This window comes from Acinetobacter sp. SFB, from assembly GCF_001647545.1.
GTDB lineage: Bacteria > Pseudomonadota > Gammaproteobacteria > Pseudomonadales > Moraxellaceae > Acinetobacter.
Genome location: NZ_LSZH01000018.1, coordinates 60,078 through 83,172, shown reverse-complemented (window position 1 = coordinate 83,172; position 23,095 = coordinate 60,078). Strand labels below are relative to the sequence as shown.

21 protein-coding genes and 1 tRNA gene are annotated in these 23,095 nt (G+C 40.1%); 10 read left to right on the top strand and 12 right to left on the bottom strand.

What is annotated here, in order from left to right; genetic code table 11:
* Together rfbA and rfbB are read right to left on the bottom strand one after the other, a co-directional pair.
* Positions 1–873 carry a glucose-1-phosphate thymidylyltransferase RfbA gene (rfbA, locus tag AY606_RS15385; protein ID WP_067870569.1) on the bottom strand — a complete coding sequence of 291 codons (873 nt, stop codon included), beginning with the start codon at positions 871–873 and terminating at the stop codon, positions 1–3.
* A 3-nt stretch (positions 874–876) separates the two neighbouring features.
* Complete coding sequence (gene rfbB / locus AY606_RS15380) at positions 877–1,932, bottom strand: dTDP-glucose 4,6-dehydratase (protein ID WP_067870567.1); 1,056 nt, start codon at positions 1,930–1,932, stop codon at positions 877–879.
* 314 nt (positions 1,933–2,246) lie between these two features.
* On the opposite strand from rfbB, the gene AY606_RS15375 reads away from it, so the two are divergent.
* Genes AY606_RS15375 through AY606_RS15365 form a run of 3 tightly spaced genes read left to right on the top strand, consistent with a single transcriptional unit; the run spans position 2,247 to position 5,128 of the window.
* Complete coding sequence (locus AY606_RS15375) at positions 2,247–3,092, top strand: glycosyltransferase family 25 protein (protein WP_067870564.1); 846 nt, start codon at positions 2,247–2,249, stop codon at positions 3,090–3,092.
* A gap of 1 nt (position 3,093) precedes the next feature.
* Complete coding sequence (locus AY606_RS15370) at positions 3,094–4,200, top strand: glycosyltransferase (protein WP_067870563.1); 1,107 nt, start codon at positions 3,094–3,096, stop codon at positions 4,198–4,200.
* Positions 4,201–4,237: 37 nt separating this feature from the next.
* Complete coding sequence (locus AY606_RS15365; protein ID WP_067870560.1) at positions 4,238–5,128, top strand: glucosamine inositolphosphorylceramide transferase family protein; 891 nt, start codon at positions 4,238–4,240, stop codon at positions 5,126–5,128.
* A gap of 4 nt (positions 5,129–5,132) precedes the next feature.
* Here the strand turns inward: AY606_RS15365 and AY606_RS15360 are convergent, their stop codons facing one another.
* The 9 genes from AY606_RS15360 to AY606_RS15320 form a co-directional block, all read right to left on the bottom strand.
* The gene (locus tag AY606_RS15360; RefSeq protein WP_067870558.1) at positions 5,133–6,167 is read right to left on the bottom strand and encodes a glycosyltransferase; all 1,035 of its coding nucleotides are present in this window, start codon (positions 6,165–6,167) and stop codon (positions 5,133–5,135) included.
* Positions 6,164–6,943, bottom strand: coding sequence for a glycosyltransferase family 2 protein (locus tag AY606_RS15355; protein WP_155858241.1), 780 nt, complete (start codon positions 6,941–6,943; stop codon positions 6,164–6,166). Before AY606_RS15355 ends, AY606_RS15360 begins: the two co-directional genes overlap by 4 nt.
* On the bottom strand, positions 6,937–7,692 hold the full coding sequence (locus tag AY606_RS15350) for a polysaccharide deacetylase family protein (RefSeq protein ID WP_067870554.1): 756 nt from the start codon (positions 7,690–7,692) through the stop codon (positions 6,937–6,939). The genes AY606_RS15355 and AY606_RS15350 overlap by 7 nt, the downstream gene beginning before the upstream one ends.
* Entirely contained in the window at positions 7,689–8,717 is a 1,029-nt protein-coding gene (locus tag AY606_RS15345) for a glycosyltransferase family protein (RefSeq protein ID WP_067870553.1), read from the bottom strand. Before AY606_RS15345 ends, AY606_RS15350 begins: the two co-directional genes overlap by 4 nt.
* Before the next feature lie 7 nt (positions 8,718–8,724).
* On the bottom strand, positions 8,725–9,606 hold the full coding sequence (locus AY606_RS15340; RefSeq protein ID WP_067870550.1) for an ELM1/GtrOC1 family putative glycosyltransferase: 882 nt from the start codon (positions 9,604–9,606) through the stop codon (positions 8,725–8,727).
* Positions 9,607–9,697: 91 nt separating this feature from the next.
* Positions 9,698–10,624, bottom strand: coding sequence for a branched-chain amino acid transaminase (locus tag AY606_RS15335; protein ID WP_067870548.1), 927 nt, complete (start codon positions 10,622–10,624; stop codon positions 9,698–9,700).
* A 34-nt stretch (positions 10,625–10,658) separates the two neighbouring features.
* Positions 10,659–13,403 (bottom strand): bifunctional [glutamate--ammonia ligase]-adenylyl-L-tyrosine phosphorylase/[glutamate--ammonia-ligase] adenylyltransferase, encoded by a 2,745-nt coding sequence (gene glnE, locus AY606_RS15330; protein WP_067870546.1) that lies wholly within the window; start codon positions 13,401–13,403, stop codon positions 10,659–10,661.
* A gap of 73 nt (positions 13,404–13,476) precedes the next feature.
* Entirely contained in the window at positions 13,477–14,751 is a 1,275-nt protein-coding gene (locus AY606_RS15325) for a sensor histidine kinase (RefSeq protein WP_067870544.1), read from the bottom strand.
* Positions 14,752–14,987: 236 nt separating this feature from the next.
* A tRNA-Leu gene (locus AY606_RS15320) sits at positions 14,988–15,074 on the bottom strand.
* 194 nt (positions 15,075–15,268) lie between these two features.
* Here AY606_RS15320 and queA point away from each other — a divergent pair.
* The 7 genes from queA (at position 15,269) to secF (ending at position 22,862) form a co-directional block, all read left to right on the top strand.
* Entirely contained in the window at positions 15,269–16,306 is a 1,038-nt protein-coding gene (gene queA, locus AY606_RS15315; protein ID WP_067870542.1) for a tRNA preQ1(34) S-adenosylmethionine ribosyltransferase-isomerase QueA, read from the top strand.
* Between the two features lie 25 nt (positions 16,307–16,331).
* A complete protein-coding gene (locus tag AY606_RS15310) occupies positions 16,332–17,360 on the top strand; it encodes a hypothetical protein (protein ID WP_067870539.1) in 1,029 nt (342 codons plus the stop codon).
* Positions 17,361–17,388: 28 nt separating this feature from the next.
* Positions 17,389–17,955: a LemA family protein gene (locus AY606_RS15305; RefSeq protein ID WP_067870537.1), complete on the top strand. Its 567-nt coding sequence runs from the start codon at positions 17,389–17,391 to the stop codon at positions 17,953–17,955.
* A 396-nt stretch (positions 17,956–18,351) separates the two neighbouring features.
* Entirely contained in the window at positions 18,352–19,482 is a 1,131-nt protein-coding gene (gene tgt / locus AY606_RS15300; protein WP_067870535.1) for a tRNA guanosine(34) transglycosylase Tgt, read from the top strand.
* Positions 19,483–19,590: 108 nt separating this feature from the next.
* Positions 19,591–19,920 carry a preprotein translocase subunit YajC gene (gene yajC / locus AY606_RS15295; RefSeq protein WP_067870533.1) on the top strand — a complete coding sequence of 110 codons (330 nt, stop codon included), beginning with the start codon at positions 19,591–19,593 and terminating at the stop codon, positions 19,918–19,920.
* Between the two features lie 51 nt (positions 19,921–19,971).
* On the top strand, positions 19,972–21,873 hold the full coding sequence (secD, locus tag AY606_RS15290; protein ID WP_067870531.1) for a protein translocase subunit SecD: 1,902 nt from the start codon (positions 19,972–19,974) through the stop codon (positions 21,871–21,873).
* An 8-nt stretch (positions 21,874–21,881) separates the two neighbouring features.
* The gene (gene secF, locus AY606_RS15285; RefSeq protein ID WP_155858240.1) at positions 21,882–22,862 is read left to right on the top strand and encodes a protein translocase subunit SecF; all 981 of its coding nucleotides are present in this window, start codon (positions 21,882–21,884) and stop codon (positions 22,860–22,862) included.
* On the opposite strand, the gene AY606_RS16730 is transcribed toward secF, so the two are convergent.
* Positions 22,855–23,082: a hypothetical protein gene (locus tag AY606_RS16730; protein ID WP_067870527.1), complete on the bottom strand. Its 228-nt coding sequence runs from the start codon at positions 23,080–23,082 to the stop codon at positions 22,855–22,857. The two genes, secF and AY606_RS16730, sit on opposite strands and share 8 nt — an antisense overlap.
* Positions 23,083–23,095 lie beyond the last annotated feature (13 nt).

Below are 23,095 nucleotides of genomic sequence, written 5' to 3'. Positions count from 1 at the left end.
TTATTCACTTACCAACGAAATTAAATATTGACCGTAGTCATTTTTACTCATGCTTTGACCAATTTCTAAAACTTGTATCGCAGTCAGCCAGCCATTGTTAAATGCAATTTCTTCCAAACACGCAACCTTATAACCCTGACGTTTTTCAATGGTTTCAACAAAGTGTGCTGCTTCTAATAAACTTTCATGCGTACCCGTATCTAGCCATGCAAAACCACGACCCAATAACTCTACATTTAAATCACCACGTTCAAGATACATCTGATTTACAGTAGTAATTTCTAACTCACCACGATCAGATGGCTTCACCTGTTTGGCAATTTGAATAACGTCATTGTCATAAAAATATAAGCCAGTCACCGCAAAATTAGACTTCGGATGTTTTGGCTTTTCTTCAAGGGAAATCGCACACTTATTTTGATCAAACTCAACCACACCAAACCGTTCAGGGTCTTTGACTTGATAACCAAATACCGTTGCACCTTTTTCACGAGCAATGGCCTGTTTCAGCATAGGGGTAAAGCCTTGACCGTAAAAAATATTATCGCCAAGGACTAAACATACATTGCTCTGACCAATAAACTCTTCACCAATTATAAATGCCTGTGCCAAACCATCTGGGCTTGGCTGTACCGCATAACTTAGCTCAATCCCCAAAAGGGAGCCATCTCCCAGTAAACGCTTAAAACTTTCCACATCGGCGGGTGTAGTAATAATAAGAATTTCGCGAATACTGGCCAACATCAAAACTGATAATGGATAATAAATCATCGGCTTATCATAAATAGGCAGCAGTTGCTTTGATATTCCCTTGGTAATTGGATATAAACGTGTACCTGACCCACCTGCGAGAATAATTCCTTTCGTACTCATTATTTATGCACCCCCTAATCTCTCACGCTGATAGCTACCATCTTGAACTCTACGACACCAGTCTAAATGACTCAAATACCATTCTACCGTTAGACGAATGCCTGTTTCAAAAGATTCTTGCGGTACCCATCCCAGTTCATTTTTTATTTTACTTGCATCAATCGCATAACGATGATCATGACCTGGACGATCTTGAACAAAGGTAATTAAAGATGCATATGACTGTTCATCACTTCGTGGCTGAAGCTCATCTAATATTTGGCAAATGGTTCTGACTACTTCAATATTTTGTTTTTCATTATGACCACCAATATTATAAGTTTCCCCGACTTGACCTTGGGTAGCTACCGTATATAAGGCACGCGCATGATCTTCAACAAACAACCAATCGCGTACTTGTTGGCCATTTCCATAAATCGGCAATGCTTTACCTTCTAAAGCGTTCAAAATTACCAGAGGGATCAGTTTTTCTGGAAAATGGTAGGAGCCATAATTATTTGAACAATTGGTCACGATCGTCGGTAGACCATAGGTTCTATACCATGCCCGAACCAGATGGTCTGAACTGGCTTTACTTGCAGAATAAGGTGAACTTGGTTGGTAGGAGGTTTTTTCGGTAAATAAATCCGTGGTTCCTTCTAAATCACCATAAACCTCATCGGTAGAGATATGATGAAAGCGGAAACTCTGCTTTTTTTCTTCATCTAAGGCTAACCAATATTTTCGAGTAGCTTCTAAAAGGGTATAGGTTCCCACAATATTGGTTTGAATAAATGCTGCTGGACCATCGATCGATCGATCTACATGAGATTCAGCCGCTAAATGCATTATCACATCGGGTTGAAAATCTGTTATTGCATCATCCAAAGCAACCGCATCACAAATATCGACTTGATTAAAGTAATAGCGTGGACTTTGCTCAACTTCAGATAAAGATTCCAAATTACCTGCATAGGTCAATTTATCAATATTAAGTACTTCATTTCGAGTATTTTGAATAATATATCGAATAACCGCAGAACCAATAAAGCCTGCGCCGCCAGTGATTAAATACTTCATAGTGCTTTAGTGACCTTAATATTGATAAAAAGCATATTTGTTTAAAGCTAAGAACCGCATTCTATTACTTTTTATTCTTGGTTCCTACTTTATTGTAGAAGATAACTCTACGATAGATATAAATTTTAACAACATCGTTAATTTAATTCCTTCGTTTTTTTAGTGAAAAAAATTAGAGATATACAAGAATATAATGGAGAGTAATCAAAGATTGAATAAATAAAATCAAGACTTTAGTTAGCAGCTATTTAGTTTAATTTTAGTGGCAAAACTTATAGAATAGCGGCAGCTATAATTATTTTTTGAATATCTACATGAAGAAAATCTTAATCTTATGCATATCTTTAAAAGATAGCAAAGCAAGACAAGACAACATATCTCATCAAATACAAGCCCTCAAACAAGCTGTATCCGATATTCAAATTGATTTTCAGTTTTTTGAAGGAGTGTATGGAAAAGAACTTCCGCCTGAATACATCGTTTTTTTAGATCTCAGAAGAAAAATTTCAGGACAATGTGAACATGCATTAGGACCTAGCGAATTCGGCTGCTTTTTAAGCCACATGACGTTATGGCAACGTTTAGCACAAGGTGATTATGTCGAATATGACCGCGTTATCATTTTAGAAGATGATGTCATCGTCAATCTTAATCATATTACAGAAAAGCTAACTTCCTTAATCACCCTCAATCCTGATTTTGCCTTTCTAAGTGGCAATACAGAACCTTCTCGTCGGCGTATTCGCGGTTTTAACAGTGAAGATAATCTATATTTCAATCTGACTGGACCGAAAGATCTTTACACTGGAGCATATGCCTATTCCCTCACCCCAGAAAAAGCACAGTTTTTTATCGAAAAACAAATTAAGAAATTAACCTACTTGGATGATTGGACCTATTTACTTAAGTCATCAACCACTATCCCTTATTACTATTGTTTTGAACATGATGATGAAGTGCAAAGTAATATTGCCGGTGACCGTAAAATTTTTATGAAAAAGCCAAATCGGTTTAAGAAAAATTATCGAAAGATTCGTAATGACCTCGTTTCTCGTATTATTTCTTTATTTTTATTTAAAAAAATTATTCGTCTTTCTACTTTTATCACAACACATAAAAACAGCTTAAATACATCAGAAAATAATAAGAGTGATCATTAAAATGAAAAAATACCTTTTTATTCAAGATCATTTATATGGTGGCGGTGCAGAACAAATATGTATTGATACTGCTGTTGCGCTTAAAGAAAAAGGTCATGATGTGACTGTATTGTTATTAGATTCAAACAATATACGCACAGCCTATCCTGAAGACTTGAATCTAATTAAATTCGATATAGCACCGGCTTTCATGCAAGGCAGTATCAAAAAAAATAAGTTAAAAAGTGTTCCTTTAGAGCAACAATCTGAACTGACACAAATCATTAATGACTTAGCACCTAATACTATTATTGTGGGTCATTCACATGCTTTTTGGTTATCACCTATTCTGACGGGCAATATCTGGTTTTGGGTACATGGCGACTCATTAGGTTTGGTGCTAAAACAAAATTTAGGTTTTTTTAAATACTTGGAAGCCCTTAAAAAGTTTATGCAATGTAAAAAAGCCTGTAACTATCTTTTTAAAGGCAAACAACTGATTGTTGTTAACCAAGATATTGCGGCACTTCTTCATAAACATGTTAAAGATGCAACAGTAAAAGTCATCCATAACGGGATTGATTTTAAACGGCTCAAAAGCAACTTGGTAAATGAAAAAATTAATATTAATAAAAAATGGGATACCATTTTTGTAGGTCGTTTATCTGAAGAAAAACAACCTGATATAGCGATTAAAGCTTTTGCTAAAAGTGGTTTAACGGGGCGTATGGCAATTGTCGGTGACGGCCCGTTATTAGATGAATTAGTGACTCTTACAGAACAATTTGGGCTGACTGAGCGTATTGATTTCTTAGGCTGGCAAGATCAACCCAACCATTTTATTCAACAAAGTCATTGCTTGATCTTACCTTCGCGTACTGAAGGCTCCCCTCTTATTGTTGCAGAAGCCATTATTTTGTATGTTCCTGTGGTTGCTTTTAATTGCTGTGAAGGCGTGGCGTACCAACTCTCGTCTGGAAAGCTTTCTCAAGGTTTGGTCCCTTTAAACGATATTGAAGCATTATCTAAAAGGCTTCGCCAAGTGGTCACTCAGCCTTATGCGATTCAAGAGCAAGACATACAACGCCTGAATATTACAGAAATGGCAAAGGCTTTTGAAGAATTATAAGTCCCTATATTTAAACCTTTGATTTGAGTAAGCCATCATGTCTTTATCTCGTACAGTTCTCAAAAAATGGTACAAATACCAACAAAATCAACAGGCCAAAAAGTTTGACTCTCATTGGTATATTCGCTTTGGCTGGCTGAATGAGCCACTGACCAATCAAGGTCAGTTAACTCATTTATTTGAAATCCATTCGCCTAAAAAGTTTACTTTTGCCGATTGTTTTTATGTGGAAGATCATGAGCGACATTTCATTTTCTTTGAAGAAGTCGATGAGCAACACCCCGTTGGTTTTTTATCTGTTTTAGAAATATTTAAAGATGGCACCTACACAGAACCACAGACCATTTTAAAACTGGATTATCATCTGTCTTATCCCTGTATATTCAAAGTTAAAAATGATTGGTACATGATTCCTGAAACCAGCGCCAATAAAACTGTTGAGCTATGGAAATGCACTGAGTTTCCGACGCATTGGGAAAAACATTCCAACCTTTTAGAGGACATGGAAGCTGTTGATACAACGCCTTTTTATCATGAAGGCATGTGGTATTTATTTACCTCCACCCGTCGCAACTGTAAAAAATTTGGTGATCGCCTAGATTTATTTTACACCGAAGATATTTTACAACCTGACTGGAGAGAACATCCACAAAACCCTGTATGTAAAGGACATCAACAGTTTCGAATGGCTGGTAAGCCTTTTATTTATCAAAATAAACTGGTTCGCCCAAGCCAGGACTCGTTGAAACGCTATGGCGGCAATATTGAGCTTAAAGAAATTATCAAATTAAGCCCCACAGAATATCAGGAACAATTGTTAGAAGTGATTTTACCCCATTGGAATAATCAGGATGATGGCTGTCATACCATTAATGCTGAACATGACTTTGTGGTTCTTGACGCCATTCGACTATCACCCAAAGCATAATTAATTATTTATTTAGCAAACGCTCATATATTTGAAGCGTTTGCTGCGCCATAGCATCCACAGTCAACTCATTTTTAGCGCGCGTAAATAACTTTTCAAAATCAGCAAGTGCCCTACTTTCCAAACCCTTCTTGAGTGCTTGCTGCAATGCTGTACTATCGCCAATTTCTGCAAGGTAGGCTTCTGGTAACCACTCAATTACGCCATTTACTTTGGTGGATACCATAACTTTATCCGCTTGCAAGGCTTCCACCATCACCAGAGGAAAACCTTCACGATCTGAAGATAAAGTAACCACATCTGCAAGCTGGACTAAATCACGAGCATCCGTTCTGAAACCTAAAAATACCACTTGATGTTGCATGTTTTGTTGTTTGACTTGGGCTTCAAGTGATTGTCGCAACGAACCCTCACCGATAATCCACAAGTTTGCATCAATGCCCTGCATTGCTTGGATCAGTAAAGCAATATTCTTCACCGGCTCTAAGCGACCAATGCACATTACTATTTTTTTGGTTGAATCCAAACGTGGAAATTGTTGGTCAATACTGTATTTTAAGCTCTGCTTTGCATCTACAGACAATGCTGTTTGCGGATAAACACCATTATAAACAACATATGCTTTCGCTTCTGGAATACCTTGGGTCAGTGCTTGGCTGACTGCAATCACCGCATCTCCGACTAAATAAGCAGACTTATTCTTTTTAGTTCCATGTACGGTCGTCACAATTTTAATATCCGCTAAAAATGGACGAATTTTAGCAATCAGCTCAGATGCTTTACCCGCTTGGGCATGTACAATCTGGGGCTGGATTTCAGCGATCAGTGTCTTTAGCTGCCAAAGCAACCTTATATTCCAGCGGCTTCTAGAAAAATCGATCGCATGAAATTGGACATTTTCATTAAACTTTTCGGCATAGCATGGATGTGCAATTACCTGAACATCATTGGATTCGGCCAACTGGTTGGTCAAATTAAAGGTATGCTGCTCTAAACCGCCAATACCGCCACTGCTTGCAAGGATTTGAACAATCTTCATGCATCATCCCGCTTGGTCTTTTTTGCCTGCAAATACTGTTCGAAAAGCTTGGCTTCTTTTAGAAAAGCATAAAAAGAATTGATCATACTGTTTACAAAGCCACGCCAACCATTTAAACAACTACGACGAATAAAATAAGACTTTAAGAAAGTTACTGGCATGACCAACGTTAATTTCAATAGACTTGGCTTTTTACCTTTCTGAAATTTCTCTGCTGCCTTCAAGTTTGAATATTGATTATTTTTTTCAACTTTGACAAAAATACTTGATTCGCCATAGTGGTAAATATCACCTTCGGCACGAATACTTTGACCATCCACAATCACATTTTCATGGACTTTATTTTCCAGGTCATATTGGCCTTTATTTTTACGAAAAAAACGGACTTTGGCATGTTTTTTAGTATGCTTACTGTTCGGTACCCCTAAAAAAACATCATTAATTGGGATAATTAAGGCATCAATTTGATTGGCTTGAATGGTTTTGGCTATTTCTTGTTTGAGTTCATCAGACAGCACTTCGTCGCCATCTAAATTAAGCACCCAGTCGTTTTGACACTGGGCTAAAGCAAGACTTTTTTGTGCTGCATAACCCAGCCAGTCCTGATGAGAAATTCGTGTATTGGGAAAGCTTTGTGCAATTTTATAAGTATGATCGGTACTGCCTGAATCTAAAATAATCACTTCCGCAAAATCAGCAACACTGTTCAAGGTATCTTCCAACCATGCATCACAGTTCAAAGTAACGATATAAACACTACATGGAATACTCATAATTTATAACGTCCTTTAGCTAACGCAATACGCATTTGTAAAGCATTCATCGCCCCATGCGTACTGACTCGGGGAATATTAAATTGATTTAATTCGGTGTAGGCTTCAACTTTCTTACGTGTGGATACTGCATTTTTAAAACCAATTTCTTTTGCCATTTGCTGATGTTTTACATTAAAACGCCCAAAAGGATAAGCAAAACTTGGGCAACGCCCGACTAATGCCTCAACATCACGTTTAGAGTTTTGTATTTCTTGATAGGCTTCTTCATCATCCAGTTTAAGTAAATTCACATGATGTTGCGTATGCGCGCCAAACTCGATTACACCAGAACCAAACATTTCATGAATCTGCTGAGCATTTAATGTATCAATTCCTTCAATTTGTGTCGCAAGATATATCGTGGCTTTAGCCTTATACTTTTTTATTAATGGATAGGCATATTGATAGTTATCTAAAAATCCATCATCAAAAGATAACGCTACAACATTTTTTTTTCCCCGATACTGATCTAGTTCAGAGACAAAACAAAAATGAGTTCGTTTTTTAACCAGGTATTGCAGTAGCTGTTCAAACTTTTGGGGGGGCATATTCATCCCGGAGGCGGCTTCATGTGGTGTCACTTGATGCAACATTACAATTCTAGGCAATTTTGCACCGCGAAAAGGTAACCAAAAAGTATAGTTACCTAATAGATAGAGCACCGCAGCCAGAGCAATTATGCCAATCACCATATAAAGTAGCCAGATCATACATAAACCTCATTTGCCCATTCATAGGCTTCAGACAAAGGTTGATCAAAAGTCACCTCAACCATGAACTGTGTAATTCGTTTGCCATTAAAACTTGTACGTGTTTTATTCCAACCTGCTTCAGCAATACGCTTTGCCTCTTGTGGATGGGTTGCATAAAATTGAATTTTTTCAGCTAAGTCGAACTGATCATCAAAATAAACTACTTCTTGTTCGGTATAGAGTTTATCGAAACCCGGAATACGCGGACTAAAAGTCAGCAGCCCATTTCCTGTAAGCTGCACAATTCGGTCTGAACTATATAAAGTCACATCGTTTTTACGTGAATAGTTTAAGCCCATGCGGGATTGGGATAGTACCTTGTAATAACCTTTACCATAAACACCTGGCTGTTGAAAACAGCCATAATATTGATATTGCACATGGTTGTTTTTTAAAGTCTCAGCTAAATCTTTTAAGAACTTTTCACGTTCCGGTTCTTTATAAACCACGCCACAGAAAATAAATTCTTTATCTATATTGTTTGATTCAAACTGTTTTAATTGTTCAACATTACGGTGTCCCACATTAGGCATATAAGCCACTTTTAAATGCGGTTGTTTGAGTTTTTCAAGATATTCACCACCAGTAGTACAAAAAATTGCATCTAGATAAGGTGAAAATTCACGTACAAAACCTAGTTTATGTTCTAAATACAATGGATCAACATACCAAAAGGCAATTTTAGTTTGCGGATAACGCTGTTTGATTTCTTTGAGTACATCCGGACTCATCAAATCACTATGACCAATCAAAACTAAATCTGGCTCAATATTATCCACAATTTTTAAAATTTCTTTATTGGCCCAACTTGCACCCAGTTTTTTAGTTTTAAATACTGTGCCCATGCGCGCCATATCACGAAAACTAAAGTCATAAACAAAATGACCATTTTCAATCAGACCTGCAGAAATTTTACGGTCTGTACAATAAAAATGTGCGCCTTGCTTATTAAAACCAAAATTCGCAATATGTAAAATTTTCATAAAAACTCTATTTTTTCAATAATATATCAGCAACTCGCGCTGCCTCATCCATTTTTAGATTTAACAATTTAACTTTATTCTCACCCAATAACGCCTGGGTTAAAAGCTGATCTAACAGTTGGGTAATTCTATCAGATTTCAACCGGTCTATTTCAATGATACCCACCCGACATCCTGCTGTCAGTGCCTCAAAAATCATCGAAACACTATCTTCAGTTACCCAAACCGCTTCTGCCTTCTGCATTTCTTCAAAAATCCAGCCTTGTGGGGTCTGCTCAACAGGAAATATTTTCAGCTGACCTTTAAATGATTTTTCATTTAAATGAGCCAAAAACTCTTTCGGTGTACGTCGTGAAGTGGTCAGAATAATCTCAGCTAGAGGATGTCGATTAACGATTTGTTGAATTACATCTAAAACTTTCGTTTCGTTCCACTGATGCCTTTTTGAAGAACCACCTAGAGCTATCAGAATTCGGTTAGCTTGATGCCGTCCTTCATTGATAATCGGATTTAGTGCACCCTGCGTGTTAATTACATGCTCCGATGCATTAACACCATCATGTTCAGGAATAATCGCATAATCAAACCAAGTCACCGGAAAATTAGGTTTCATTAAGATAATCGTTTTTGCTCGAGGATATACTTTCCCTAGCAGTAAAACACGCAATTGAGTATGACTGCCCACCCCAAAAATATAATCTGGTGGTTGCTTTAGTGTGGCTATGCTCTTTTTTAAAACTCCTGAAAACAGGCTAAAAATTGGCAATTGATCTATTAAGACTTCCTCAAAGCTGACTTCATCTGCACTTTGTCTTTGCATTGCTTTATATAAGCCGACTGCTTGCGAGCGATGTCCTGCTTTGCCATCACTTACATAGACAATATGCATAAAAAGTGTCCTTAAAAGAAAATAAACTCAAATCTTGATCAATAAAAAAGGCGAAAACCGAGTTTTCGCCTTTTGATCTTACCTGATCAACTTATTTTACGTAAGTCAACCAATGTGCATATTTAGGGTCTTTACCCTGCACTGCATCAAAAAATGCTTTTTGAATTTGTGTAGTGATTGGACCACGTGAACCACAACCAATTTCGCGATCATCATATTCACGAATTGGGGTGACTTCAGCGGCAGTACCGGTAAAGAATGCTTCATCACCAATGTAGAATTCATCACGGGTGATACGGCGTTCGAATACTTCAATGCCCAAGTCTTTGGCAATGGTAATAATGGTTTGACGGGTAATCCCGTCTAATGCGCCACCCGAGATATCAGGTGTATGCAAAGCGCCATCTTTTACCAAAAATACGTTTTCACCTGAACCCTGACATACATAGCCTTGTGGGTCCATCAACATTGCTTCATCGTAACCAGAATGCGCCACTTCCTGGTGTGCAAGAATCGACAAAGTATAGTTACCCGATGCTTTTGCCTTACACATGGTCACATTAGGATGATGATGGGTAAAGGATGACGTTTTAACGCGAATACCTTTTGCCATCGCTTCATCGCCAAGGTAAGCACCCCAGCTCCATGCAGCAACAGTGGCATGAATGGTATTGTCAGTTGCAGCGATACCCAGTTTTTCAGAACCAATAAAGATAATTGGACGCAAATAGCAAGACGCTAATTTATTTTCACGTACGACATCAATTTGAGCTTGCTCTAAAGTTTTTTGATCAAATGGAACTTTCATTTGATAAATTTTTGCAGAGTTAAGCAAACGTTTTGTATGATCCTGAAGACGGAAAATTGCAGTTCCATTCGGAGTCTCATAAGCACGGACACCTTCAAACACACCCATACTATAATGTAAGGTATGTGTTAAGACGTGAATTTTAGCCTCACGCCAATCAACCATTTGTCCATCTTGCCAAATAAAACCATCACGATCAGCCAAGTTCATGGCGCACTCTCCAAATTTTTATACACAGTCATCTTTATCCAATACAAATATTTGCAGTTGGATCAATTAATCTTTGCCATAACTTGCAAACGATCACGCGGGTATCGTGCCAGTCCGCAGCATTCACTTGCATGGATTGATTTGCAAGGGCTAAACGGTGGCTCTCGGCTCGTTCACTGAGATAAGCTTGAATCAATGCTGTCGCGTCGTCGCTGGATAAGCAACCTGCTTTTGCGGCATCTTCAAGGATTCGTACATTGTCGGAGTAATGGGCGAGATCGGGATTCGACCCACTCCAGGCTAACACCGCATACTGTGCCATAAATTCGATATCAACGATACCACCTGCGTCCTGTTTTAAATGAAAAATTCCATCTTTTTGCTGTTCTTTAGATGAACCCAAATGGTCTTTCATTTTTTGACGCATCTTTAAAACTTCTTCACGAACTTTGGCTTCGTCTCGTGGTTGAGTCAGGATACGGCAACGTAATGCTTCAAATATTTCACGTAAACTTTTTTCACCGGCAATGGAGCGTGCACGCACCAAAGCCTGATGTTCCCACAACCATGCACTTTTCAGTTGATATTGCTCAAAAGCTTTTAAGCTGGTGACCAATAAACCTGCTTCACCTGAAGGACGTAAACGGGTATCTATTTCATAGACACGGCCATCTAATGTCTGCGTGGTCATCAGTGACATAAATTTTTGTGCGACACGCATGGCAAATTCGAAACCGCTAATTTGCTTGGTGCCGTCAGTATCGCCCTGCTCACTCATATAGTGAATAAACACCAGATCTAAATCCGAACCATAACCCAGTTCAATTCCACCCACTTTGCCATAACCGGCAACCACAAATGCCATGTGATCGAGCGAACAACGCTGACCTTCAGCATCCAGCGGATAACCATGTTTTTTCGCTGTAATTTGATATGCCAAATGTAAGGTTGCATTGACCGAAACTTCTGCAATATCGGTGAGTGCATCCGATACTTTCATCAGTGGACTTTCGGCTAAAACATCGCTGGCGGCAACCGCCAGCACATTGGATTTTTTGAATAATCGCAGTACCCGCATTTGATCTTCAACCTGATCAATTTCGATACGGAGCAGTTGCTGGCGCAGTGAATCTTCCAAATCTTGACGTTTCGGCAATTCAAAATCCATCGACAAAAATTCATCAAGCAAAACTGGATAGTGGGTGAGTTCCTCACAAATCCACGGACTCACGGTAGACATTTTCACCAGACGCTGCAGTGCCCCTTTGCTTTCAATCAGCATCACCAAATATACGGTACGGCGCATCACTGATTCGACCAAGGGCATTAAACGCAAGAGTGCTACTTGCGGCTTGTCCGACTGTAAAATAGCTTCAATCAGATGCGGCCAAAAGGTCTTTAAACGCTGTACGGCCTTTGCTGGCAATTTTTTTAGCGCATGCCCATACCAAAATTCATGGATGAGATTTTTTGCATTCTCATCCAACACCTCATTCAGCCGTTTTTCCAGCAAGCTAAAACTTTCAATCAGAGGATCGGGTTCTTTTTCTTTAATCAGATGTTCAAACTGAAAAATAACTTTGGCACGTTTCTGATTCAGGTATGCGATGAAAACCTCCCAATCAGCGAAACCTAAAGTTTCAATCATACGCTGACGTAAATCAGGCTCACTTGGCAAGGACTGGGTTTGTTGGTCATTCAACGCCTGAATAGCGTGTTCAACACGGCGCAGGAATAAATAAGCATCTTCCAGTTCAGCCACGGCCTGCATTTCAAGCAACCCCACCTCACCCAAATGATGCAGGCTGACTAAACATTGGCGATCTTGCAATTCAAGCTTGGATCCCCCGTAAATCAGTTGAAAAACCTGCACAATAAATTCGACTTCACGAATACCGCCTGCACCGAGTTTAATATCATCTTCAATATTACGGCGCAGCACTTCGCGTTCAATCATGGCTTTCATTTCACGCATGGCTTCAAAGGCGGTGTAATCGACATACTTACGAAACACGAAAGGCCGGGTCATGTCCAGCAATTCATTGCCTTCTTTTCCACCAGTCACAATACGCGCTTTAATCCAGGCATATCGTTCCCATTCACGCCCGTGCTGACTTAAGTATTTTTCCAACGCCACGTGGCTAATGGCAAGAGCTGAACCATCCCCCCATGGACGCAAACGCATATCGACACGAAATACGAAACCATCAGCAGTCATATGATCTAGTAGATAAATCAGTTTCTGCCCCCACAGAATGCAGAACTGCTGCACATCAATACATTTACGACCAGTGGTTTCACCTTGCTCATCAAAGGCAAAGATAAGGTCTATATCACTTGAAAGATTAAGCTCTTGAGCACCCAGTTTACCCATGGCGACCACAATTAAATCTTGCACCGTACCGTTATAACTTATCGGTTCACCGTACTTTGCAACCAGAGGGACGCGTGCGAAATCTTTGGCTGCACAAATGGATGCATCGGCAAAGTCTGAAAGCTCACGCGTTAAGGTCACCACATCGGTGAGTTGATTGGCATCTTGCCAAATCCAGCGAAACATCAAACGTGCACGCAGTACACGAAGCACACGCATCCATGTTGCTTCATCGCTGATATGATCTAAGGCAGCATCAATAAAGTTCTGGATTTGCGTGGTGCTTAAAGGAACGAGAAATTGGTCAATTGCATAATCTTGTTCAAGTAATTCTGCATGATTTGCCAATACCTGTTCTGCATATTGGCTAGCACGTAATATTTTTTGCAATTGTTCCGCATTCATTTTCAAACCTTCAGCCGAGTTTTTTCTAGTTATATCAGCTGAAGATAAATAGGGGAAAAGAAAATTTATTTTTCTATACTTTTACTTTTTCAATATGCACCGGATCTTGAACTAAAGCCTGATGGGTACTGGTGGCTATCGGCAAGGTGACATTAAAAACTGTTCCCTGCCCTTCTATAGACTCCACACAAATTTCACCATGGTTTAGATCAATGAATCGCTTACACAATACCAGACCGAGCCCTGTACCTTTTTCTCCCGCCGTACCCTTGATACTGGCAGTGACAGACTCTTGGAACAGTTGATCAATTTGTATCTGGCTCATTCCCAGACCTGTATCGCGAACAGCAATATGTACACCGGTATCAGATTTATTTGCGCTAATGGTCACTTTTCCAGTGCCATCGATTGGGGTAAATTTAAGCGCATTCGACACCAAATTCTGAATCACTGAAGTGATCATGTTGATGTCAGCATAGACTTTGAGATCTTCTTCAATCTGGTCAATTAACTGAATATTTTTCTTTATAGCCAGACTATTTAAGACATCACAGACAATTTTGGTCGACTGTTTTAATTCAAAGTTAATTGGATGATAAATAAAACGCCCGCCTTCCGCCATTGCCCAGTTCAGCAGACTTTCTAGCAGGTTATAGGTCGATTGTGCCGTTTCGTACAAATATTCAGAAATACTCTGCACACTGGATTCATCAAGTGTTTCACGTTCTTGCGCCAACACTTCCGAAAACCCGAGTAAACCGTGAAAGGGTGCTCTCAAGTCATGTGCAATAATCTGGAAAAATTTGGTTTTACTGAAATTGAGTGCAACTTGCTGCTCATACATTTCTTTGAGTTCGGTATAATCTGCTTTCAGCTCAACGAGATGGGTCAGGCTATTGGTAAAATCCTGAACAGCGATAATATCTTCCAGATTAAAACATTCTTGATGTAAATCAAAAAAAAGTACCTGACCAATTGAAACACCATCACTGAGACGCAGATCAAAAGCCACATAACGCTTAGCCTCGACCCCAAAATGACTCACATGCTGTACCAGATTCGGATATTGAGCATGCTGATGATCAATAAAAGCCCGTCCTTCAAAATAAGGACTTAGACAAGTTTCACCCGGTGAGCAGAACGCCTTGAAACCATGGTTTGAGGAATACCAAATATAAGGCTCATTATGGAAAGCCAGCACAGCCTGCTGTGCACCAAGTATCTTGCGTGAAAATCTTAAAAAACGCTCAACCTGATTGGTTGCTGTAAAAACACCTAACAATAGTGAAAGCTTACATGCACTAAGCTGCTCAGTTTCCGAGCCTATTTCAAGCAATTGCATTTTCATATCAGAGTCATCCAATCACTATTGTTGTTGTTGTAAAAATTAATTATCACGCCTAACTTTATTAACAAATTTTCACAATTTGCACAATGGAAAAGTGCATAAAAAAAACAAATATGACTATTTAAGCCACATTTGTTTGTTTTATCCTACGAATGCCGTATTTAAATGTAAGTAAAAATTTCTTAAGCCAATAAAAAACCCCAAGCTTTTAATATGGGCTTGGGGTCTTTTGAATCTGGTCCCGAGGGTCGGACTCGAACCGACACGTCATCTCTGACAGCGGATTTTGAGTCCGCCGCGTCTACCAATTTCACCACCTCGGGAAAGGGGCTACAAGCGCATTAGCTTGTGGTGGCTATATTACTATCAAACTCTGAATTGTCAATTATCTAATTCATTCAATTGATCACTTTTATAGCAAAAACAAAAACTTTGTCTTAAAAAGCATCAGATATCATCTCGTTTGCCCTTTTCAGGACTATAATGCGGACGTTTTTCTTATTTTTATACATTGAAGATGCAACTTTCCGACTTTAAATTTGATCTCCCTGACCAACTCATTGCGCGCTACCCTTTAAATACCCGTAGTGCTTCACGCCTTTTACACCTGGATCATCAAGGGCAATACCACGATTGTCATTTCACTGACATTCTTGATTTACTCGATGCCGGTGACTTACTGATTTTAAATGACACCAAAGTGATGAAAGCACGCTTAAAAGGTAAACGGGCCTCTGGTGGTGCTGTTGAAGTTTTAGTGGAACGGATGCAGGACAAATTTATTGCCCACTGTCACATTAAAGCCAGCAACTCGCCTAAAGCAGGTGCTGAACTTTTTATGGGTGAAGATGCGGTAAAAGTAACGGTGCAAGGTCGTCACGAGAACCTGTTTATTGTCGAGTTTTCACAACCGATTCTAGATGTTCTGGATCAATACGGTGCTTTGCCAATTCCCCCTTATTTCAACCGTGAAGCAGAAGCCATTGATACCGAACGCTATCAAACGGTATTTAATGATCCGACCAAACTGGCAAGTGTCGCAGCACCCACGGCTAGCCTGCACTTCGACCAAGATTTGTTAGAAAAACTTGAAGCTAAAGGTATTCAAAAAGCCTTTGTGACCCTCCATGTCGGGGCAGGCACCTTCTTACCAGTACGTACAGATGATATTCAAAATCACATCATGCACAGCGAATGGTGTGATGTTCCACAACATACGGTTGAACTGATTCTTCAAACCAAAGCCCGTGGCAATAAAGTCATTTCGGTCGGAACCACAGCAACCCGTGCCGTTGAAAGTGCAGCTCAAGCGCATGGTGGAACATTAAATGCTTGGACAGGTGATACCCAAATTTTCATCTATCCGGGTTATGACTTTAAAGTGGTTGATCGTTTAATTACCAACTTCCATTTACCTGAATCCACCTTATTGATGCTGGTTTCAGCATTATCCAATCGTGATAATATTTTAAATGCCTATCATCATGCTGTGGAAGAAAAATACCGCTTCTTTAGTTATGGCGATGCCATGCTGATTGATAAAATTACGTCTTAATATTTACCCATAAAAGAAGCACACCATGCCGCTCGATACTGTTAAACATTCGATTCATATTCGACGTAAAAAAAATGAACGGGTTTTTCAGAATATTGCGCGGCTCTGGGAAATTGGTCGTCAGGCTCAAACCCAGCAAGATATCTTAGATCGTTTGCATCCGTGGAATGCACCGATTGTGCTTAAATTTGAAAATGTTCTACCGCTGTTGTTGGCTGCGCTAGGACTTTTTTTTATGCTGCTGATTTTTATTGGCCCGACCAATATCTGGCTCCAGCTTTGTCTGGTGAGCGGACTATTGATGATGTTCTGGGCTTATATTAGTTATGAAGATAAAAAACCGATTGATGATGTGATTGAATATTTAGAACAACAGACCATTGCTAAAAAATACCAGCTCGGCTTCCGGCAGCAACCGCAACATATTTCTGTTCCGCTGCAACCACTATTATTTATTGCGCATTTAAAACAGCTGTTTCCGTTGTTTAATCAGGGCACCCTCGCTAACGATATTCCTTATTATGCCAGCACAGTCTGGACAGATGAGGAAGGCAAACAACATCAGGTCATGGTATTTCAATACCATTATGTTAATGAGGTTCGCGTCCGTGATAAAGATGGCAGTGATGTCAAAGTTAAAGAAGTACACAAGGATTTATGGGGTGTCTTTGTTTTCGATGTAGAAATCCAGGGACTTGCAATTACCACGGCACGCAAGAACTTTTATTATCCTTATAGCTTTCCCTGGCACACCAGTGATATTCAGACCAATCAAAAACTAAATATTTTTGGCAGCAATGAAATGCAAACTGCTAAATTACTTTCACCGGCATTTGTACTGAAACTGGCTGATTTTTTTGCCCAGCGTCAGGGCGATTTAATGTTCCATCCGACCAGTCATACCTTATGCTTTTTAGGCCCTGCCGATTTATTTAAAATATCGACCCAAGCCAAAAACATTCAAGATATTTCTGTATTACGTGGACACTTACGTACTTTTAAATTACCTTATTTAGAGAACTTACAGCGTGATTTAACGCACTTTTTAAAATAGCAATAATGAATGTTTTGGGGACATATACATGGGGTTGTTAATTTTTTTGCTATTGATTATTGCCGTGGTCGTCGCATGTATCATGATTCGCAATAATATTGTTCGTCATCACAATGCGTCTATCCGTGCCTGGTCAGATGTGGCCAGCTATGAACGTCAGAAAATTAAAATTCTGGATGGTCTGCAACCCTTGGTTGAGCAATATTCAAGTTTTGAACAAGGCACTTTAGAAAAAGTGACTGAATTGCGTCAGAATATTTTAAATTTGAATGTCAATAATACCGATGTCTCGCAATTACAACGCATCGAAAGCTTGAATAAAGAATTGATGCGTAGTCTAAATGTAGTAGTTGAGAACTATCCCGAACTGAAAGCCAATGAAATTTATCTAAAAATGATGAATGAAATTGAGGAACAAAATGAAAATGTCGGTGCAGCGATTAGCATTTTCAACCGTAATGTAGAGCTGTTTAATAACCATATTCAGATTTTCCCCAATAACATCGTCAACACCATGACCCTGGGTAAAAAAGCCATTCGTCCCTTTCGCGATCAAGCGGTTACCCAAAATTTTGACTATCGTCCTAATTTTTAATCCATCAGGACTTCTTGCATTCGCCATCTAGCAATAACGGCAAGAAGTCCAAATCTATAACTAAAAAAACATTCATTAAAAAATACGAGCTTCACATAAAAAAATAATCATCATGTTAGAACATAGGTTCTTCTCAAATATGCATTGCTTGAAGCGCTTTACCTTAAAAAATGAAAGATTAGAACGGATTGAACATTTTTATCATGCCAGCCCCACCTAGACTTTGCTGGAGCAGCCTCACTCTTCCAACATTGCTTTATAAGTAAAGTATCAAGTTAAAATTCGCCAACACTGGCGTTTATGTGCGTAATCTAGGAAAATAGCCAACTTTTAGCGGCGAACTGTTTATTCGCTCTTGCACTGCACGCAGTGCTTTGCTCTTGTTCAGGATATTTTATGAAGTTTGAAAAACTAGGTCAGTCGGGTCGTGCCCGTCGTGGTCGGTTAACACTTGAACACGGCGTGATTGAAACGCCTGTGTTTATGCCTGTCGGTACTTACGGTACCGTAAAAGGCATGCTGCCACGCGATATTGAAGATATTAAAGCGCAAATTATTTTGGGTAATACCTTCCACCTGTATTTACGTCCAGGTTTAGATGTGATTCGTGAACATGGTGGTTTACACGAGTTCATGAAATGGAATAAACCGATTTTAACCGATTCAGGCGGCTTCCAGGTGTTCAGTTTGGGTGCAATGCGCAAGATCAAAGAAGATGGTGTGACTTTCCGCTCGCCGATTGATGGCTCTAAAGTCTTCTTGTCTCCTGAAATTTCAATGGATATTCAACATACCTTGAATTCAGACATCGTGATGATTTTTGACGAATGCACGCCTTATCCAGCAACGCATGAAGAAGCGCAAAAATCATTGCAGCTATCCTTACGTTGGGCAAAACGTTGTAAAACCCAACATCACGATGTGCTTAAAAATAAAAATGCCCTGTTCGGTATTATTCAGGGTGGCATGTATGAAGACCTTCGTGATGAATCCCTGAATGGTTTAAAAGAAATAGATTTTGACGGTTTTGCCATTGGCGGTCTTTCGGTCGGCGAACCGAAAGAAGAAATGATTAAGGTACTGGATTATCTTCCGGTGAAAATGCCGGAAGACAAACCGCGTTACTTAATGGGCGTGGGTAAACCTGAAGATATCGTAGAAGCGATCCGTCGTGGTGTCGACATGTTTGACTGCGTGATGCCCACCCGTAATGCACGTAACGGTCATTATTTTGTGACAGATGGTTTGGTGCGTATTCGTAATGCCAAATATCGTCATGACCAAAGTCCGCTTGATCCACAATGCGACTGTTATACCTGCCAGAATTTTACTCGCTCGTACTTATTCCATTTGGAAAAATGCGGTGAAATGCTCGGTTCTATGCTGGGTACCATTCATAACCTGCGTTATTACCAAAGATTTACACAAGACATCCGTGATGCGTTGGATAATGGTACTTTTGATCAATATGTCCAAGAATTTTATGCCTGTCGCGGTTTAGAAGTTCCTCCTTGCCCTGAAGATTAATCTTTCAGTATTTGCGCTGAAGAAAAAGACAGGGTAAATTGCTGAACAAGTTATTTTATTTATCATCATATTTGTTGATATACAGTTTTTTTATTTTAGGAAAATGAAATGAGCCTTTTTATTTCTACTGCTCACGCAGCGGGTGAAGCTGCAACCCAGCCAAGTTTGGTCACTAATCTTTTGATGATTGCAGTATTTGTCGCAATTTTCTATTTCCTTATTTGGCGCCCTCAAGCAAAACGTGCTAAAGAACACCGTACGCTGGTTGAAAGCCTAGGTGTAGGCAGTGAAGTGGTTTTTGCCGGTGGTTTAATGGGCAAAATCACTAAACTTGAAGGTGATTTTGCAGTGGTTGAATTAAGTCGTGGCGTAGAAGTAAAAATTCAGCGTGCCAGTGTGATTTCAGTTCTTCCTGAAGGCACATTAAATAATCTCTAATCAAAAATAGTCGTGCTCTCGCACGACTTTTTCATTTTAAGAAGAAAATAAATGCGTTACCCAGCATGGAAATATCTGCTGATCGTCGTGGTTTTGATGATCAGTACATTATATGCCCTGCCTAGTTTGTATCCCGATGAACCTGCTGTTCAAATTTCGGGTGCCAAAGCCGGCACCCAAATTGACCAAAGCATCGTACAAAAAGCAGAGCAATTATTAGAAAGTGAAAAAATTCCAAGCCATGACAACAGCTTTAGCAATAATGCTGCCCTTTTGCGTCTCGATTCTTCAGAAGCCCAGTTAAAAGCCAAAGAAGTATTGCGTCGTGGACTCGGTGACAATTATGTTGTTGCATTAAACCTGGCTCCAACCACTCCTGAATGGCTGCAAAAAATTGGTGCTAAACCAATGAAGTTGGGTCTGGATTTACGTGGTGGTGTGCACTTCTTATTAGAAGTGGATATGGACAAAGCCATCAGTCAGCGTATGGAAACATCTGCGACTGATTTGCGTCGTCAACTGCGTGACAACAAACTGAAATTCAATAGCCTGGCTTTGAATACCAACACCATTACTGTGCAGTTTGCCAGCAACAGTGATCGTGATGCGGTCATGGACTTCTTGCGTCGCAATGGCAATGAGTATACTCAGCAGGCGATTGCATCAAGCTCGGGTTCAACTTTACGCCTGAACTATACCGATGTACGCAAGCAAGAAATTCAGTCGTATGCGGTGAATCAAAACTTAACCACCTTACGTAACCGTATTAACGAGTTAGGTGTAGCGGAAGCATTGGTTCAAACCCAAGGTAGCAACCGCATTGTGGTTGAACTTCCGGGTGTTCAGGATACTGCTGAAGCAAAACGTGTCTTGGGTCGTACAGCGAACCTGGAATTCCGTCTGGTGTCTGATTTGAATGACCAATATATCGATCCGTATACCGGTAAATCGACAGGTCAGGCATTACCTCCGGGTACAGAACTTTTTGCTTATGAATCACTGGATAGTGGTCGCGAATTACTGCTTAACCGCAACCGTATTCTGACTGGTGAACGTGTACAAAATGCATCAAGTGGCTTTAGCCAAGATGGCGGTGGTGCTGAAGTGAATATTACTTTAGACAGCGCTGGCGGCAAGCTGATGTCAGATGCAACACGCACTGCGGTTGGTAAACGCATGGCAGTATTGTTTATCGAGAACAAGCAGAAAATCAGCTATGTACCCGATCCTGTAACCGGTGCACAAACTGAAGTACGTACGCCTTATGCAGAATCTGTCGTGATTAATGCAGCAACCATTCAAGCCGTATTAGGTTCACAATTCCGTATTACCGGTCTGGATTCGCCACAAGAAGCGGCTGAACTTGCGCTGATGCTTCGTGCGGGTGCTTTGGCTGCACCGATGTACTTCGTTGAAGAACGTGTGGTTGGTCCGAGCCTGGGTCAAGAAAATATTGACAAAGGTGTGTTATCGACACAAATCGGTTTCCTTCTGGTTGCAATCTGGATGGTGGTGTTCTTCCGCCTGTTCGGTGTCATCGCCAACTTTGCCCTGATTGCCAACTTAGCCATGATCCTGACTGTCATGTCGTGGATTGGTGCTTCACTCACCCTTCCGGGTATTGCCGGTATCGTGATCACCATTGGTATGGCGGTCGATGCCAACGTACTGATCTGTGAGCGAATAAGGGAAGAGATGAAATGGGGAGCCTCGCCCAAACAGGCAATTGTCGCGGGTTATGATCGAGCCTATAACACCATTTTTGACTCCAACTTAACCACGTTCCTGGTTGCGTTTATTCTTTTTGCCATCGGTACAGGTCCAATCAAAGGCTTCGCCGTAACCTTAATGATCGGTATTATTTGCTCGATGTTTACTGCAATTACAGTAACCCGTGCAATCGTACAGCTCATTTATGGCAAAAAACGCAACTTGAAGAAGTTGAGCATTTAAGGAGATCTATGATGACTGATATGACTCAACCTGATTCAAAAAAATACGGTCGTCCTGATGATGAACGGATAATTCCGTTTATGAAAATTGCCAAACCAGCGGCAATTTTCTCCATCATCCTGACGATTGCAAGCCTGTTCTTTATTGTGACCAAAGGTCTAAACCTCGGTTTAGACTTTACCGGTGGTGTTTCTGCAGAATTAAACTATGCACAGCCTGCCAACCAGGCTGACGTGGTTAAAGCTTTAGATCAAGCCGGTTTTAAAGATGCCGTGGTGCAAACCCTCGGCAGCAACAAAGACCTTTTGGTGCGTATGCCTCCGCAAGATCTTGAAGTGGAAGACTTGAGTAACGCAATTACCAAAGCCGCGCAATTACCGAACAATACTGCTGAAGTACATAAAGTGGACTCGGTCGGTGGCCAAGTCGGCAATGAGCTATATATTAGATCTGCAGGTGCTGTTGGATTGGCAATGTTATTAATGCTGGTTTACGTCACCATTCGTTTCGAATTCAAGCTGGCTTTAGGTGCGGTGCTTTCATTATTCCATGACATCATTGTAACAGTGGGTATTTTTGCCCTGATGCAATGGCCGTTTGACTTGACCGTACTGGCTGCCATTCTGGCACTTTTAGGCTTCTCGCTAAACGATAATATTGTGGTATCGGATCGTATTCGTGAAAATTTCCGCAAGATCCGTGGTGCAAGTCCGCTTGAAATTGTTGATATTTCTTTGACTGAAACCTTACGCCGTACCATTCATACCTCAATGACCTTATTGCTCGTGGTTCTTGCAATGATGTTCTTAGGTGGTGATGGTTTACACTGGTTCTCTGTCGCGATGTTTATTGGGGTATTTGTCGGTACCTATTCTTCAATTTACATTGGTACAGCCTTTGCCCTTTGGCGTGGTCTGAACCGTCAGGACTTCATTGTTCAGGTTAAACCTGAATTTGAAGAAGAAGAAGAAGAAGAAATTCCTAAATAGTCCTGCTATGACAGCTAATCAGCTTTGAATTGCCATCAAAAAGCCCATCTTCGGATGGGCTTTTTGATATTAAAGTAAAAATGGTCTCGAAAATTAATTCATCTTTACCATCCAAGATACCATCTGCAACAGCACGCTCAACTGCACTTTTAACATCCAGATTATCTGCAATATCGGCAGCCTGAGCTGAAACGATCTCAGCTAAATAAAATGCTGCCATAAGTATTCATTTT

Coding starts and splice junctions, on each gene's coding strand:
- rfbA (WP_067870569.1), bottom strand. CDS start 873: ATGAGTACGAAAGGAATTATTCTCGCAGGTGGGTCAGGTACACGTTTA.
- rfbB (WP_067870567.1), bottom strand. CDS start 1,932: ATGAAGTATTTAATCACTGGCGGCGCAGGCTTTATTGGTTCTGCGGTT.
- AY606_RS15375 (WP_067870564.1), top strand. CDS start 2,247: ATGAAGAAAATCTTAATCTTATGCATATCTTTAAAAGATAGCAAAGCA.
- AY606_RS15370 (WP_067870563.1), top strand. CDS start 3,094: ATGAAAAAATACCTTTTTATTCAAGATCATTTATATGGTGGCGGTGCA.
- AY606_RS15365 (WP_067870560.1), top strand. CDS start 4,238: ATGTCTTTATCTCGTACAGTTCTCAAAAAATGGTACAAATACCAACAA.
- AY606_RS15360 (WP_067870558.1), bottom strand. CDS start 6,167: ATGAAGATTGTTCAAATCCTTGCAAGCAGTGGCGGTATTGGCGGTTTA.
- AY606_RS15350 (WP_067870554.1), bottom strand. CDS start 7,692: ATGATCTGGCTACTTTATATGGTGATTGGCATAATTGCTCTGGCTGCG.
- AY606_RS15345 (WP_067870553.1), bottom strand. CDS start 8,717: ATGAAAATTTTACATATTGCGAATTTTGGTTTTAATAAGCAAGGCGCA.
- AY606_RS15340 (WP_067870550.1), bottom strand. CDS start 9,606: ATGCATATTGTCTATGTAAGTGATGGCAAAGCAGGACATCGCTCGCAA.
- AY606_RS15335 (WP_067870548.1), bottom strand. CDS start 10,624: ATGAACTTGGCTGATCGTGATGGTTTTATTTGGCAAGATGGACAAATG.
- glnE (WP_067870546.1), bottom strand. CDS start 13,403: ATGAATGCGGAACAATTGCAAAAAATATTACGTGCTAGCCAATATGCA.
- AY606_RS15325 (WP_067870544.1), bottom strand. CDS start 14,751: ATGAAAATGCAATTGCTTGAAATAGGCTCGGAAACTGAGCAGCTTAGT.
- queA (WP_067870542.1), top strand. CDS start 15,269: ATGCAACTTTCCGACTTTAAATTTGATCTCCCTGACCAACTCATTGCG.
- AY606_RS15310 (WP_067870539.1), top strand. CDS start 16,332: ATGCCGCTCGATACTGTTAAACATTCGATTCATATTCGACGTAAAAAA.
- AY606_RS15305 (WP_067870537.1), top strand. CDS start 17,389: ATGGGGTTGTTAATTTTTTTGCTATTGATTATTGCCGTGGTCGTCGCA.
- tgt (WP_067870535.1), top strand. CDS start 18,352: ATGAAGTTTGAAAAACTAGGTCAGTCGGGTCGTGCCCGTCGTGGTCGG.
- yajC (WP_067870533.1), top strand. CDS start 19,591: ATGAGCCTTTTTATTTCTACTGCTCACGCAGCGGGTGAAGCTGCAACC.
- secD (WP_067870531.1), top strand. CDS start 19,972: ATGCGTTACCCAGCATGGAAATATCTGCTGATCGTCGTGGTTTTGATG.
- secF (WP_155858240.1), top strand. CDS start 21,882: ATGATGACTGATATGACTCAACCTGATTCAAAAAAATACGGTCGTCCT.
- AY606_RS16730 (WP_067870527.1), bottom strand. CDS start 23,082: ATGGCAGCATTTTATTTAGCTGAGATCGTTTCAGCTCAGGCTGCCGAT.